We start from the raw sequence: 13,885 nt of genomic DNA on the forward strand, positions 1-13,885 counted from the left end.
AGGGGGAACAGGACATGGCACCACGACCACGCCGGGGGGTGGTGGCGTTGCTCGGGGGGCTGTTGCTGGCCCTGACCGCCACACCACTTCAGGCCACCGCCGCCACACCGGCCAGGGCGCCCGCCGCCGAGGGCAGCGGGATGGTGATGGTGCTCGACTCGTCCGGTTCGATGGCCGGGAAGGACGGCTCCGGCGGCACCCGGATCGACTCCGCCCGCAAGGCCGTCGGCACGGTCGTCGACGCACTCCCCGACGGCTACCCCACCGGTCTGCGGGTCTATGGCGCCGACAAGCCCAAGGGCTGTGACGACACCCGTCTCGCCCAGCCGGTCGCCGCCCTCGACCGGGCGGGCATCAAGCGGGCCGTCGCGCGCGTCGAGCCCAAGGGCGACACCCCCATCGGGCTCTCCCTGCGCAAGGCTGCCGCCGATCTGCCCCGGCTCGCCGGGGGCTCGATCGGCAAGCGCACGATCCTGCTGATCTCCGACGGCGAGGACAACTGCCAGACACCGCCGCCCTGCAAGGTCGCTGCCCAACTCGCCGACTCCGGCGTCGATCTGCACATCGACGCCATCGGCTTCCAGGTGGCGGGCAAGGCCCGTGCACAGCTGGAGTGCATCGCCAAGGCCGGCAACGGGCAGTACTACGACGCCCCGGACGCCCGGTCGCTCGCCCGCCAGCTCCAGCGGGCCGGCCAACTCTCCGCGGACGGCTACCGCTTCAAGGGCAAGCAGATCCGCGGCACGGCGGCCCGGAGCGGCGCCCCCGCCATGGCCCCCGGGCAGTACCTCGACTCCATCGGGCCCAACGAGGAGCGTTACTACGCCACCGACCTGGATGCCGCCTCGACGGCCAACTTCTCGGCGACCGTGGTGCCCCAGCCCGGCGCGGCCGTCGACTACCTCGACGCGCTGCACACCCGGATCGCGTACGGCGCCGACAGCGCCTGCCAGTCCACCACCGAGTTCTTCGGGCAACAGGAGGGCGCGACGCCGCTGACCTCGGGCGTCAGCCGGGTCCCTTCGCAGAGCGGTACCGGTGGCTGTGACAAGGCAGGGCGGTACTGGCTGGTCGTCGAGCGCAAGGCCGCCAAGGGCTCGGACGCCGCACGGTGGCCGATGGAGCTGACGTTTCACGTGGAACATCCGCTGAAGAAGGGCGTCACGCCCGCGCAGTCGGAGCCGGAGTACGGCGCGGGCGGCAAGAACGCCACGCTGCCCACCACCGCCCCCAAGGACGTCACCGGCGGCACCGGCTTCAATGACGCCCGTACGCTGCACCAGGGCGTCTGGCGGGACAAGGTCCTGCCCGCGCAGACCCTTTGGTACAAGGTGTCGGTCGGCTGGGGGCAGCAGCTGCGCTACGACGTGGAGTTCGCCAACGAGCCGACGGTCAGGGGCTACAGCGCCCATACGTCCTCCGGCGGCACCCAGGTCTACACACCGTTCCGTGCGCCGGTCGGCAGCGGCACCACGGAATTCAGCCGCCAGGTGTCCTACAACGGGCGTCCGGCCTCGCTCAGCATGGGCACGGTCCCGGTCGCCTGGACCAACCGCTACGAGAACCACCCGAACGTCATTCCCGTGCACCGCAAGGGCGACTTCTACCTCGCGGTGACGCTGGGCGCCAAGGCGTCCCAGATCGCGGAGAACCCGCAGATCGGCGTGGTGCTGCGGATCGAGGTGCTGGGCAAGGAGAAGAGCGGCCCCCAGGCCGGGGCCGCCACGGTCGCGGCCGATACCTCCCGGGGCGATTCCGGTCCCTCGCAGGACGGGACGCCGGGCGGCGGTGGAGGATGGTCCACAGGACGTGTGGCGGCGGTCGCCGTCGGCGGCGTGGGCGTACTGCTGCTGGCCGGTCTCGCGGTCGCCTACGGGCGGGCGCGCAGAAAGCCGCATGCCGACGGCGGGAATTCGGATCCGATGAGGGGTGGCTCGTGGTGACGGGGCGCACGACGTACAGGGGCATAGCCGTGCTGGCGGCGCTCGCCGCGGTGCCGATCCTGCCGGGGGCGGTGGGCGTGGCCTCCGCCGATGCCGTCCCCCACTACCGCACGGCGGACGGCGCCACGAAGACCGAGGGCTCCTCCAGCGCCGCGCACGCACCACAACTCAAGCCCGGACTGCACACCGACGCCATCAAGCGCGGCGAGCAGAAGTGGTACGCCGTCAACCTGGACGCCAGGACCAGTGCATACTTCTCGGCCGTCGCGGCGCCCCCGCCCGGCACCAAGGTCGAGGACTACGGCGACAAGCTGACCCTCACCGTCCAGGACAGCAACGGCACGACCTGCGGTTCGGAATCCCGGCCGTCCTTCAATGGCGGCGGCATGGCGTACCCGATCGCCGACTACGCCACCCGTCGCATCGGCGCCGACCGTACGGAGTGCCAGAAGGCGGGCCCGTACTACCTCGTGATCACCCGCGAGGGATCGGCAACCTCCGGCCCCGACACCTGGCCGCTGGAACTCAACTACCTCAACGAGCCCCCACTCGAGGGCAACACCCCCGCCAAACCGGGCAAGGGCCTCTGGAGCACCGCGACACCGGCGCCGCGTACGGACAACACCAAGCGCAGCGCCAAGGGCGGCACCGGCTTCAACGACGCGGGCTCGGTCGCCACGGGCGTCTGGAAGGACCGGATCAGGCCGGGCGAGACCCGCTTCTACCGTGTGCCGGTGGACTGGGGACAGCGGCTCAACCTGAGCGCCGAGCTGCCGAACGCGACGTCGGCCAAGGCCACCGGCTTCCTCCCCAGGGTGCTCGGCCTGAGCGTCTACAACCCGGCGCGCGGCGTGGTCGGCAACCCCAGCTTTGTCTCGTACACGGGGAAGCCGACCGCCGCCAAGGAGTTCACCGCGCCCGTCGACTACGGCAACCGCTTCGACACGAGCGGTTCGGTCAACGCGATGCGGTTCGCGGGCTGGTACTACCTCGAGGTGAGCCTGCACCCCGATGCCGCGCAGTTCTTCCCCAAGGCCGCGGAGCTCACCCTGAGGGTGGATGTCCGCGGCACCGCCAAGGCCGGACCCGGCTACGCCGAGCCGACCCGCGTCTTCTCCGTCACGCCCGAGGACCGGGAGACGGCCGAGAAGGGCCAGTCCGCACAGGAGGCGTCGAAGAACGGCACCTTGATGACGGTGGCCTACGCCGGGATCGGCACGGGTGTGGTGCTGCTGGTGGGACTGGGAGCGTGGACGCTGGCGGCGCGGCGGTCGGCGGCCGGTGCGGCGGGCACTCCGGCCGGGCCGGGTACCGCCGGCGGACCGGGTGGCCGGCCCTCGTTGCCGGAACAGTCGACGGACTCGACCCAACAGGCGGTGCAGAACCGTCAGTTCGGGCCGCCACAGGGCTGGTAGCGGGCCTCCACGGGGCCGGGTGCCGTCCCGGCTCCACTGCCGGCCACCGGCCCCGTGGTGGGGCATCAGGCGGCGATCAGCGCCCAGACACCGACCGCGATGCACAGCAACGCCACGATCAGCACCGGGACCGCGACCTTCGGGGGCGGTCCCGGCTTTCTGTACGGGGCGGGGTGCGCCATGGCCGGAACGGTGACGGAGACGCCCGCCGGGGGCTGTCCGGGGACCGGGAGCGGGCCCGCCGTGTACGGGCGGGTCGCGGACCGTTCCGGAGGGGCGGCGGCGGTCGGCTCGTACGCGGGCGCGGGTGGCGGGGGTGGCGTCGTCGGCATACCGGACGAGGCGGGCGGCCCGGCCGGGGTGCCGTGGCCGGTGGGCGTACCGCCGTGGTGGGGGAAGGCGCTGCTGTGGCCTGTGAGGCTTTCGCCATGGCCGGTGGAGGTGGCGCCGTGGCCCGTGGGCGTGCTGCCGTGGCCCGTGGGGGTGCTCCCCGGCGTGGCCCTCGGCATCGGGGTGGGCGTAGGCGTCGGGGTCGGTGTCGGCGGGGTGCTCGGCTCCGGCGGGGCGAGCTGGAAGCTGCCGGTGTCCGACATGGAGACCTGCCCGGTGGCCCCGCTGCCTGCGGTGGCGCCGGCCGTGGCGGATCCCGCGGTGTCCCTGGGACGCAGCGGCCCGTCCGGCCCGAATTCGGCCGGCAGCGGCCCTATGTGGTCGAAGACCTCGACGATCTCTTCCTCGATCGTCGCGTCCGGCAGCAGCTCGACCGCCGACAGCATCGCCTTACGTGCCCCGGTGGCCGTCTTGAACCGCGCCTCCGGATCCGGGTGGACCAGGGACGCCAGCACCTGCCACAGCGGCTCCGGGACGCCCTCGGGCGCGTTCGGGATGCCGTGCTCGCCGAAGTGCCGGCTCATCGCCTCGGCGTCCGGCTTGGTGCCGGTGATCAGATAGAGCGCGACCAGACCGACCGCGAACAGATCGGCGGGGAAGTCCGGTTCGGCGCCCAGCAGCTGCTCCGGAGCGAAGTAACCGGGCGTGCCCACCACGTAGTTGGTCTCGGTGAGCCGTGGCTCGCCCTTGCGCATCGCGATGCCGAAGTCGGACAGCCGCAGATGCGGCCGGCCGGTGCCGGTGGCCTCCAGCAGGATGTTCGCCGGCTTGATGTCGCGGTGCACCACCCCCTCGGCGTGCACCGCGGTCAGCCCGGCCAGCAGCTGGTCCAGGAGCGTGCACACGAACCGCGGCGGCAGCGGACCGTAGTCCCCGATCAGATGCGCCAGCGAGCCGCCGTTCACCAGATCCATGGTGAACAGCACCTTGTCGTCGTCCGCGGCCCAGCTCGCCGGGGCCAGCACATGCGGATGGTCGATCCGCAGCGCCTGCTCGCGGACGAAGCGCAGCAGTGTGTGCGCGTCGCTCTGTTGCAGCACCTTCGCGGCAACGTAGCGGCGGCGCCGGGCGTCCCAGGCGCGCCAGACCGCGCCCACCCCGCCTCGTCCGATCGGGTCGATCAGCTCATACCGACCGGCGAAGATCTCACCCATTGCGCCCCGTCCGCCTTCTGAACTCGCAACGTCCCCTGTGGCTAACTCTGGTGCGCCTCGTAATGGGCGACCGCGTCCGCGGTGCGACCGGCACCGTAGACCCGGAGGAACTCTGCCAGTTCGGGGTGAGCCGGGGCGAGGGTGTTCGCCGCATCGATGATGTCCCCGGCGTCGGCGACCGACCGCAGCAGCGACTGGATCTCCCGCACCACGCGCCGCACCGTGGTCGCCCCCGTCGACGACGTCTGCTGCGCGGTGTTGTTCAGCACCGAGCCGCCAGCCGTCTTCTTGATCTCCTCCATGCGGTCGGTGGCCTCGGCGGCGCTCACGCTGCCGTCGGCGACCTGGCCGGCCAGGTCCTGCAGCGCCTGCACCCGCTGCACCACGGCCGGGTTGCCTATCTTCGCGCGCTGCCCGCTCATCAGCTGGGACAGCATGGGGGCGGACAGACCGAGCACGCCGGCCAGCCGGGCCTGGTTCAGGCCGAGATCGTCGATGAGACGGCGGAACAGCGCACCCAGAGGCTCCCCGTACCAACTGCGCTGCAGCTCCCGGGCCCGCGCGGTGGCTTCCTGCTGTGCTGAGTCCATACCGTCTCCCCTGTCTCCCCGATCGCTTCGCTGCCGCGAATCTCGCGAAGCATCCTACGGAGAGCAACGGTGTGCGGCGATACCCGGTCGGGAAAGCGACCGGACACCGGGTACCCTGGTCGGCGAAGGGGCCTTAGCTCAGTTGGTAGAGCGCTGTCTTTGCATGGCAGATGTCAGGGGTTCGACTCCCCTAGGCTCCACTCCCGAAAGCCCTTCCGATCGGCGTAACCGCTGGTCAGAAGGGCTTTTGAGATTTCTGACGGAGTGTTGGCGCACTGCCCGGAGCCGGCCTCGCCGTCCGTACGCGACCGGGCCGGGCCCGCCGCCCTTCGCTGGGGTGACGGGCCCGGCCCGGTTTCCGCTGCTCCGCTGTCAGGCCGTGTTGCCGCCGCGTTCATCGGCCTCGGCCTGCTTGGCCTGGACGTCGGGGTCCAGCGAGGCGCCCTCGCTGCCGTCGACCGCGCTCAGCCGGCCGCGGTCGCTGACCTCGGTGGGAGCCGGCGGCTCGACCAGCCAGTCCGGGTTGGCCTGCTTGTCCCACCACTTCCAGGCGGCGATCGCACCGCCGGCCAGGATGCCCAGCACGGTGAGGCGCTTGGCGAGCTTGCCGCACTTGGCCCGCCGGCTGTGCTTCTTCTGGAGCTTGGCGATCTCGGCGGCCGTCACCTGGCCGCGGAGTGCGGCGAGCGCGGCGGTACCGCGGGCGAGGGCCTCGTCGCGCACCGGCTCGGCCGCGGCGCGGGCGTGGGTCACCGCGTGCTCCAGCCGCGGTGCCGTGTAGTCGGCCGCCTGGCGGGCCGCCTTACGGGTCCGGCAGGCAGCCCGGGTCGCCGCGGCGTCCACCTTGGGCGGCAGCGTGCCACGGGCGTGCTCGATACGTGGGTGCAGATGCGCGTCGTACTGCACACGTGCCTGATGAGCGGCCTCGGCCACCTTGGGAGCCGCTCGCGTACGGGCCTCGTGCGCGAAGTGCACGGCGGCTTCCTTGGCCGTACCGGCATACGGGGCCACCACCTCCGCGGCGTGCCGCACGCTGTCCTTGGCCGTATCGGTCGCGGCGCGCACGCTTTTCTTGCGGGTCACGGGATCCTCCTCCTCGGTGGCGTGTCCGGGGCTTGGGGGTTGGTCCCCCGTGTCTTCTCTGTCGCCTGTCCACCCGTTTGGAGATCATGCCCGCTCATGCGTCGCACGGCATGTGCGAGCGGGCATCCGGGTCATTGCGGACCTTCCGGAGTCTTGTTGACGACAATGCCACGATTTGCCGCTCCGGGCGCAGGAAATGCGCACGAAAACCGTCAAGAGGTGCGGTCGGGGCGGCGCGCACATGCGGCGCGGAGGTCTTCGGAGGGCCGGTCCATGCGAGGATCAGGAACCGTCAGTGAAGACTTATGGAAGGTCGATCGTGGCTGAACAGCTCTACGCCACCCTGAAGACGAACCAGGGCGACATCGAGATCCGGCTCCTGCCGAACCATGCACCGAAGACGGTCAAGAACTTCGTCGAGCTCGCCAATGGTGAGCGGGAGTGGACCCACCCGGCGACCGGCAAGAAGTCCACGGACCGGCTGTACGACGGCACGGTCTTCCACCGGGTGATCAGCGGTTTCATGATCCAGGGTGGCGACCCGCTGGGCAACGGCACCGGCGGCCCCGGCTACGAGTTCGGGGACGAGTTCCACCCCGACCTGGCCTTCAACAAGCCGTACCTGCTGGCCATGGCCAACGCCGGCCCGGGCACCAACGGCTCGCAGTTCTTCATCACCGTCGGGGCCACCGCGTGGCTGACCGGCAAGCACACGATTTTCGGTGAGGTCAGCAACGAGGCGAGCAAGAAGGTCGTCGACGCCATCGCCGCCACCCAGACCAACCCGCGCACCGACCGTCCGCTCCAGGACGTCGTGATCGAGTCGGTGGCCATCGAGACCCGCTGACCCGCGTCGTGCGCCCCGGCCGGGTCCGGGGAACCATTGCGCCCCGCCCGGTCGTACATCAGGCGGGGCGCGACGCTCGTCCACGGGCGAAGGCCGGGCGGAAACGGCGAAGTGCTGACGCGCCGGACGGAGAAGGGGACGAGGGGACGGATGGATCAGGTGCCAGGCAGCCCGAAGGAGCCGCAGGACGCGCGGGGTGACGATGGCCTGCCGGGCTGCCACCGCCACCCGGATCGCTCCACCGGAATCCGCTGCACCCGCTGTGACCGGCCCATATGCCCGGAGTGCATGGTCAGCGCCTCGGTCGGTTTCCAGTGCCCGGACTGTGTACGCAGCGGTGGCGGCACCGGTCATGCGCCGCAGGCCGCCGCGCCGCGCACGATCGCGGGCGGCACGATTGCCGCCGATCCGCGGCTGATCACCAAGATCCTGCTGGGCATCAACGCCGCTGTGTTCGTCGCCGTGCTGGCGACCGGCGGCGACATGAGTCCGCTGGTCAACCGGCTCGATCTGCTCGGGCTGGCCGCCGACCCGAGCCGGTTTCAGCTCGTCGGTGTCGCCGAGGGTGAGTGGTACCGCCTGCTGACGGCGACGTTCCTGCACCAGCAGATCGCGCACTTCGCGTTCAACATGCTCTCGCTGTGGTGGCTGGGACCGCCGCTGGAGGCGGCGCTCGGCCGGCTGCGGTTCATCGGGCTCTATCTGCTCGCCGGTCTGGGCGGCAGCGCCCTGTCGTATCTCCTCGCCGCGCAGAACCAGCCCTCGCTGGGTGCGTCCGGCGCGATCTTCGGGCTGCTCGGCGCGACGGCGGTCCTCTTGCGGCGGCTGAATTACGACATGAAGCCGGTGCTGATCCTGCTCGGCCTCAACCTGGCCTTCACGTTCCTGTGGCCGCACATCGCCTGGCAGGCCCATGTCGGCGGCCTGGTGGTGGGCGCCGTGGTGGCGTTCGGGATGGTGCATGCGCCGCGTGACCGCCGGACGCTGGTGCACAGCGCGACCTGTGTGGTGGCGCTGCTGGCGATCATCGCGGTGGTGTGGGTACGGACTCTTCAGCTGGTGGGCTGAGAGTCCGTCCCGGCACGTTGTCCACAGTGCGTGGCCGATCTTGTGCATGCTGTGCGGAACTCTCGTTCCGGTCCGCTCCGACCTGCGTTTCCCCAGTAAGGAAAGGGGGAGCAGGAGGCCGGAAGAGGGTGCCGCCGATCACACCGGCGTCAACCTCCGGAGGGTTATCCACAGATCTTCTGAAGTTTTCCCCGGCTGTGGATAACCGTGTGGATGGCCTTGGGCAGGGCTTGCGCTACTTCCACTGGGTGGATACGCCGAAGCCCACCGCGATGAAGCCGAAGCCGCACACGATGTTCCAGTTGCCCATGGCGGCGATCGGCAGATCGCCCTCGGACACGTAGAACATCACGATCCACACCAGCCCGATCAGGAACATCGCCAACATCAGTGGCGCCACCCAACCGCGGCCTGAGCTCATCTTCAGGTTGGTGGTCTTCGCCGGGGGCGGCGTGAAGTCGTCCTTCTTGCGGATCCGTGACTTCGGCACGAGGAACTCTCCTGTCGATGCGCTGCTCCCCCGCTCTCGGCTTCGCTCGAGCGGGCGGTGCCCCCTCCGCGGGGGAGGTACGAGGTGTGTGCCAGGGCGCGGACGCGGTGGGGAGCGGATTCCTTTCCCGGGCGTCCGTTAGCGTAGTGCTTCCGTGGCGCCGTAAGGAGTAAGGGTACGTTGAGCAATTCCGCTGACTCCCCCGACCGCCCCACCCGTTCCCGCCTGCGGCCCGTGCGGCTCCTCACTCTGGTCGTGTTCGCGCTCGCCGGTCTGCTCTTCTGGCTGAGCTTCGACACCGCGCGCGGCACGAATCTGCGCTCGGACGACTCGATGCTGCGGCTGTCCGACCTCATCCAGGAACGCAGCCACAAAAACGGTGCCCAAGACGACCGTAACGCCACTCTCCGGGAAGAGGTCGACGCTCTCGCGCAGCGCGACAACGGAAGCTCCCGGGCCGAGGACGCCAAGCTCAAGGCGCTGGAGAAGAACGCCGGCACCAAGCCGCTGAAGGGCCAGGGCGTGACGGTCACGCTCACCGACGCCCCGCCGAACGCCACCGCCAAGATCCCCGGGGTGCCCGAGCCGCAGCCCAACGACCTGGTCATCCACCAGCAGGACCTGCAGGCCGTGGTGAACGCCCTGTGGCACGGCGGAGCCAAGGGCATCAAGGTCATGGACCAGCGGCTGATCTCCACCAGCGCGGTGCGCTGTGTCGGCAACACGCTGATCCTCCAGGGCCGGGTCTACTCCCCGCCGTACAAGGTCACCGCCGTCGGCAACCGCGAGGCCCTCGCCAACGCGCTGACCGCGTCCCCCGCCATCCAGAACTACCTCCAGTACGTGAACGCCTACGGCCTGGGCTGGAAGGTCGACCAGCACGAGGCGGTGACTCTTCCCGGCTACTCCGGCACAGTGGAACTCCACTACGCACAGCCTGTGAAGCCGTAGTCCGCACGCCGCGGGCGCCGGGGAGGGACGGGGCCGGATGACGCTGCGGGGCCGGACGACGGTGCGGTGTATCGTGCGGACGCTCAGCGAGATCTGCGTCACCGTCGGTGCACTGATCGTGCTCTTCGTGGCCTACGTCCTCTTCTGGACCGGCGTACGGGCCGACAGCGCCATGGACGGCGAGATCGGCAGGCTCCAGCACCAGTGGGCCACGGGCCCGGTCACCGCCCCCGACAGCACACCGGCCCCCGACGGCGACTCCGCCCCGGCCGAGTGGCCCCGCCGCTACACCCCGGGCGCTTCCTTCGCCGTCATGTACATCCCGCGTCTGGGCAGCGACTGGACCAAGCCCGTCCTGGAAGGCACCGCGACCGATGTCCTCAAGCGCGGCCTCGGCCATTACGCCCGCACCGCCCGCCTCGGCGAGACCGGCAACTTCTCCGTCGCCGGTCACCGCCGCACCTATGGCGACCCCTTCAAGGACTTCCCGCGGCTGCGCCCCGGTGACGCCGTGGTGCTGACCGACGGCACGACCTGGTTCACCTACCGCATCGACAACCGGCCCTATACGACGCTGCCCGGCGACATCGGGGTGATCGACCCCGTACCGCGGAAGTCCGGATTCAACGGCCCCGGGCGCTATCTCACGCTGACCACCTGCGAGCCGGAATGGGGCCACAGCCACCGGCTGATCGCCTGGGCACACCTCGATTCCACCCAACCCGTGGCACAGGGAAGGCCATCGGCTTTGACCGGCTGACCCACCTGGGCCCGCCCTCGCCCCTTACTCTGGTGTCGCAATCGACATCGTCATCGGCACATCGGCAAGGGGACAGCGACAGCATGTACGGCTGGATCTGGCGGCATCTGCCGGGCAACACATGGGTGAAAGCGCTGATTTCCCTGGTGCTCGTCCTGGCGGTCGTCTTCGTACTCTTCCAGTACGTCTTTCCGTGGGCGGAGCCGCTGCTCCCCTTCAATGACGTCACTGTCGATGAAGGGATGGCCGCCCGATGACCGCACGGATTCTCGTCGTCGACAACTACGACAGCTTCGTCTTCAACCTCGTCCAGTACCTCTACCAACTCGGTGCCGAATGTGAGGTGCTGCGCAACGACGAGGTCGCGCCGCGGCACGCCCAGGACGGCTTCGACGGGGTGCTGCTGTCGCCCGGACCCGGCACACCCGAGCAGGCCGGCGTCTGCGTCGACATGGTCCGGCACTGCGCGGAGACCGGTGTCCCGGTCTTCGGTGTCTGCCTGGGCATGCAGTCGATGGCGGTCGCGTACGGCGGCGTGGTGGACCGCGCCCCCGAGCTGCTGCACGGCAAGACCTCGCCGGTCCACCACGACGACGTCGGCGTCTTCTCCGGGCTGCCGTCCCCCTTCACCGCCACCCGCTATCACTCCCTGGCGGTCGAGCCGGAGACCGTCCCCGACGAACTGATCGTCACGTCCTGGACGGAGGCCGAGGACGTCCCCGGCGGACGGATCGTCATGGGCCTGCGGCATCGCGAACTCCTGGTCGAGGGTGTCCAGTTCCACCCCGAGTCGGTCCTGACGGAGTGGGGCCACCGGATGCTGGCCAACTGGCTCGTCGAATGCGGCGACAAGGGGGCAGTGGAGCGCTCGACGGGGCTGGCCCCGGTGGTCGGCAAGGCCGGCGGGTGACCGACCTGCGCCCCGAACGTGAAGGGAGAGCCTACGAGCCGGACGAGCCGGAGCGGTCCTACGCTCCGCAGGACCCGTACGGGCAGCCCGATGCGTTCGAGGCGGCGGTGGAGCAGCTGGCCGACCCGCTGACCGATCCGCTGCCGGGCCAGGTGCCACCGGCACCCGCGCCCGCGCCGGATCCCTACGGGCAGCCGGGCCGGGGGCGTCGGCGGGGCAAACCGGCTCAGGAGGGCGTGAGACAGGGCTCACCGTGGTTCCGCCCGCATCTGGAGCCCGAAGAGCCGTCCCCGCCGGGACGGCAGTCGTACGGCCCTCAGGCGGCCGCCTACGGCCAGGGGCCCGGCCCCGCTCGCCGCCCCGCCACCGCCGAGCCGATATCTCAGCGCGGTACCGCCCCGGAGACACCGGCGTCGCCGGCCCCCACACCGAGGGTGAGACCCGCTTCCGCCGTGAGCCCCCCTCCGGCAGCGGCCGCGGGCTCCGCGTCGTGGCAGGACGACGAGACCATGGCGCTGCGGCAGGCCGAGAAGCCCGACGGGGACAGCGTTTCACGTGAAACCGACACGACGGTTTCACATGAAACCGCGGCAGCGGACCCGGCGCCCGGAGGCCGAGCGGCCCGGCGCAAGGCTGCTCAGGAGGCCGCAAAGCGGGGCGGCAGGCGTGGGCGCCACAGCGGCGCCGCCGCGCCGGCCACCGCTGCCACCGCCTCCGAACCGGCGCCCGCCCCCATGTCCCGGCTGGAGGCCCGGCAGGCCGCACGGGCCGCCAAGGACAGCCCCAGCCTGATCGCCAGCCGCGCGCTGGGCGAGGCCTTCATCACCCTCGGCGTGCTGATGCTGCTGTTCGTCACCTACCAGCTCTGGTGGACGAACGTGATGGCGGAACAGGAGGCGGGCGGCGCCGCCAGCAACCTGCAGAGCGAATGGGACAAGGGCGGCGGCGAGAAGAAGAATCTCGCGGACGGCGAGCGCTTCGGGATCATGTATATCCCCAAGCTGGATGTGAAGGCGCCGATAGCCGAGGGGATCGACAAGCACAAAGTGCTGGACCACGGCATGGTCGGTCACTACGACAAGAACAGCGGGATCAAGACGGCGATGCCCTGGGACAAGAAGGGCAACTTCGCGGTGGCGGCCCATCGCAACACTCACGGTGAGCCGTTCCGCTACGTCAACCGCCTCACCAAGGGCGACAAGATCATCGTCGAGACGAAGAGCTCGTACTACACGTACGAGATGGAGAGCATCCTCCCGCAGACGTCTCCGAGCAACACCAGCGTGATCGGTCCGGTGCCGCCTGGCTCGGGATTCACCGGCCCCGGCCGCTACATCACCCTGACGACCTGCACCCCGGAGTTCACCAGTACCTTTCGGATGATCGTCTGGGGCAAGATGGTCGACGAGCGGCCGCGGAGCAAGGGCAAACCGGATGCGCTCGCCGGCTGAGCAAACATAAGAGGGGTGCTACGCGGTGACTGCCACCGGAAACGACGAGGCATGCGACCGGTCCGCGCCGCCACTCAAGCCGCGCCGTGTGCGCCGGGCCATCGCCTCCACCGTCAGCGTCATCGGGGAGCTGCTGATCACGGTCGGGCTGATCCTGGGCCTGTTCGTCGCCTACTCGCTGTGGTGGACCAACGTCCTCGCCGACCGCGAAGCGCACAAGCAGGGTGACCAGGTGCGTCAGCACTGGGCGAGCGGCGGCCCCAAGGGGCCGGGGGAGCTGGACACCAAGGACGGCATCGGCTTTCTGCACGTCCCGGCGATGAACAACGGTGAAGTGCTGGTCGAGAAGGGCACCGACGCCGAGATCCTCAACGAGGGCGTGGCCGGCTATTACACCAAGCCGGTCAAGTCGGGGCTGCCCAAGGACAAGAAGGGAAACTTCACGCTCGCCGCGCACCGCGACGGCCACGGCGCGAAGTTCCACAACATCGACAAGCTCAAGGACGGCGACCCGATCGTCTTCGAGACCAAGGACACCTGGTACGTCTACAAGGTCTTCGCGACCCTGCCCGAGACCTCGAAGTACAACGTGGACGTCCTCGACGACATCCCCAAGGAATCCGGTAAGCGCAAGGCGGGCCGCTACATCACCCTCACGACCTGCACCCCGGTCTACACCTCGGACTACCGCTATGTCGTCTGGGGCGAGCTGGAGCGCACCGAGAAGGTCGACGCGAACCGCACACCCCCGAAGGAAATCCGCTAGCGCACAACAGAGAGCCCCGGCGCCCTTGGAGGGCTGCCGGGGCTTCCTGTTCGCCTCGCCGAAGCGA

Annotated in this window: 14 protein-coding genes and 1 tRNA gene; 11 read left to right on the forward strand and 4 right to left on the reverse strand. The window is 70.1% G+C overall.

Features of this window, described 5'->3' with window-relative positions:
• Positions 1-14: 14 nt before the first annotated feature.
• Positions 15-1,943 carry a VWA domain-containing protein gene (locus SLV14N_RS20170; protein ID WP_263270505.1) on the forward strand — a complete coding sequence of 643 codons (1,929 nt, stop codon included), beginning with the start codon at positions 15-17 and terminating at the stop codon, positions 1,941-1,943.
• Positions 1,937-3,358, forward strand: coding sequence for a hypothetical protein (locus SLV14N_RS20175; protein ID WP_263270506.1), 1,422 nt, complete (start codon positions 1,937-1,939; stop codon positions 3,356-3,358). The genes SLV14N_RS20170 and SLV14N_RS20175 overlap by 7 nt, the downstream gene beginning before the upstream one ends.
• A 65-nt stretch (positions 3,359-3,423) precedes the next feature.
• Here SLV14N_RS20175 and SLV14N_RS20180 read toward each other — a convergent pair whose 3' ends face one another.
• The gene (locus SLV14N_RS20180; RefSeq protein WP_263270507.1) at positions 3,424-4,902 is read right to left on the reverse strand and encodes a serine/threonine-protein kinase; all 1,479 of its coding nucleotides are present in this window, start codon (positions 4,900-4,902) and stop codon (positions 3,424-3,426) included.
• Between the two features lie 41 nt (positions 4,903-4,943).
• Complete coding sequence (locus tag SLV14N_RS20185) at positions 4,944-5,492, reverse strand: DNA-binding protein (protein WP_018092082.1); 549 nt, start codon at positions 5,490-5,492, stop codon at positions 4,944-4,946.
• 127 nt (positions 5,493-5,619) lie between these two features.
• On the opposite strand from SLV14N_RS20185, the gene SLV14N_RS20190 reads away from it, so the two are divergent.
• Positions 5,620-5,692, forward strand: a tRNA-Ala gene (locus SLV14N_RS20190).
• Between the two features lie 172 nt (positions 5,693-5,864).
• Here the strand turns inward: SLV14N_RS20190 and SLV14N_RS20195 are convergent.
• The gene (locus SLV14N_RS20195; RefSeq protein ID WP_208682433.1) at positions 5,865-6,575 is read right to left on the reverse strand and encodes a DUF5324 family protein; all 711 of its coding nucleotides are present in this window, start codon (positions 6,573-6,575) and stop codon (positions 5,865-5,867) included.
• 319 nt (positions 6,576-6,894) lie between these two features.
• On the opposite strand from SLV14N_RS20195, the gene SLV14N_RS20200 reads away from it, so the two are divergent.
• Both SLV14N_RS20200 and SLV14N_RS20205 read left to right on the forward strand, forming a co-directional pair.
• Positions 6,895-7,422, forward strand: a complete 528-nt coding sequence (locus SLV14N_RS20200) for a peptidylprolyl isomerase (RefSeq protein ID WP_208682435.1) — start codon at positions 6,895-6,897, stop codon at positions 7,420-7,422.
• Between the two features lie 150 nt (positions 7,423-7,572).
• Positions 7,573-8,490 carry a rhomboid family intramembrane serine protease gene (locus SLV14N_RS20205; RefSeq protein ID WP_208682437.1) on the forward strand — a complete coding sequence of 306 codons (918 nt, stop codon included), beginning with the start codon at positions 7,573-7,575 and terminating at the stop codon, positions 8,488-8,490.
• 235 nt (positions 8,491-8,725) lie between these two features.
• Here the strand turns inward: SLV14N_RS20205 and crgA are convergent, their stop codons facing one another.
• Positions 8,726-8,980: a cell division protein CrgA gene (crgA, locus tag SLV14N_RS20210; protein ID WP_018092078.1), complete on the reverse strand. Its 255-nt coding sequence runs from the start codon at positions 8,978-8,980 to the stop codon at positions 8,726-8,728.
• Between the two features lie 180 nt (positions 8,981-9,160).
• Here crgA and SLV14N_RS20215 point away from each other — a divergent pair, with 180 nt between their 5' ends.
• From SLV14N_RS20215 to SLV14N_RS20240, 6 genes are all read left to right on the forward strand, one after another.
• The gene (locus SLV14N_RS20215) at positions 9,161-9,931 is read left to right on the forward strand and encodes a DUF881 domain-containing protein (RefSeq protein ID WP_208682445.1); all 771 of its coding nucleotides are present in this window, start codon (positions 9,161-9,163) and stop codon (positions 9,929-9,931) included.
• A 37-nt stretch (positions 9,932-9,968) separates the two neighbouring features.
• Positions 9,969-10,691 carry a class E sortase gene (locus SLV14N_RS20220; protein WP_263270508.1) on the forward strand — a complete coding sequence of 241 codons (723 nt, stop codon included), beginning with the start codon at positions 9,969-9,971 and terminating at the stop codon, positions 10,689-10,691.
• A gap of 83 nt (positions 10,692-10,774) precedes the next feature.
• Positions 10,775-10,948, forward strand: a complete 174-nt coding sequence (locus SLV14N_RS20225) for a hypothetical protein (RefSeq protein WP_018092075.1) — start codon at positions 10,775-10,777, stop codon at positions 10,946-10,948.
• Positions 10,945-11,601, forward strand: coding sequence for an aminodeoxychorismate/anthranilate synthase component II (locus SLV14N_RS20230; RefSeq protein WP_263270509.1), 657 nt, complete (start codon positions 10,945-10,947; stop codon positions 11,599-11,601). Before SLV14N_RS20225 ends, SLV14N_RS20230 begins: the two co-directional genes overlap by 4 nt.
• Complete coding sequence (locus SLV14N_RS20235) at positions 11,598-13,052, forward strand: class E sortase (protein WP_263270510.1); 1,455 nt, start codon at positions 11,598-11,600, stop codon at positions 13,050-13,052. The genes SLV14N_RS20230 and SLV14N_RS20235 overlap by 4 nt, the downstream gene beginning before the upstream one ends.
• Before the next feature lie 25 nt (positions 13,053-13,077).
• Positions 13,078-13,818, forward strand: a complete 741-nt coding sequence (locus SLV14N_RS20240) for a class E sortase (protein ID WP_263270511.1) — start codon at positions 13,078-13,080, stop codon at positions 13,816-13,818.
• Positions 13,819-13,885: the final 67 nt, after the last annotated feature.

The sequence above is a fragment of the Streptomyces sp. Je 1-4 4N24 genome (assembly GCF_026239515.1).
Lineage (GTDB): Bacteria > Actinomycetota > Actinomycetes > Streptomycetales > Streptomycetaceae > Streptomyces > Streptomyces nigrescens.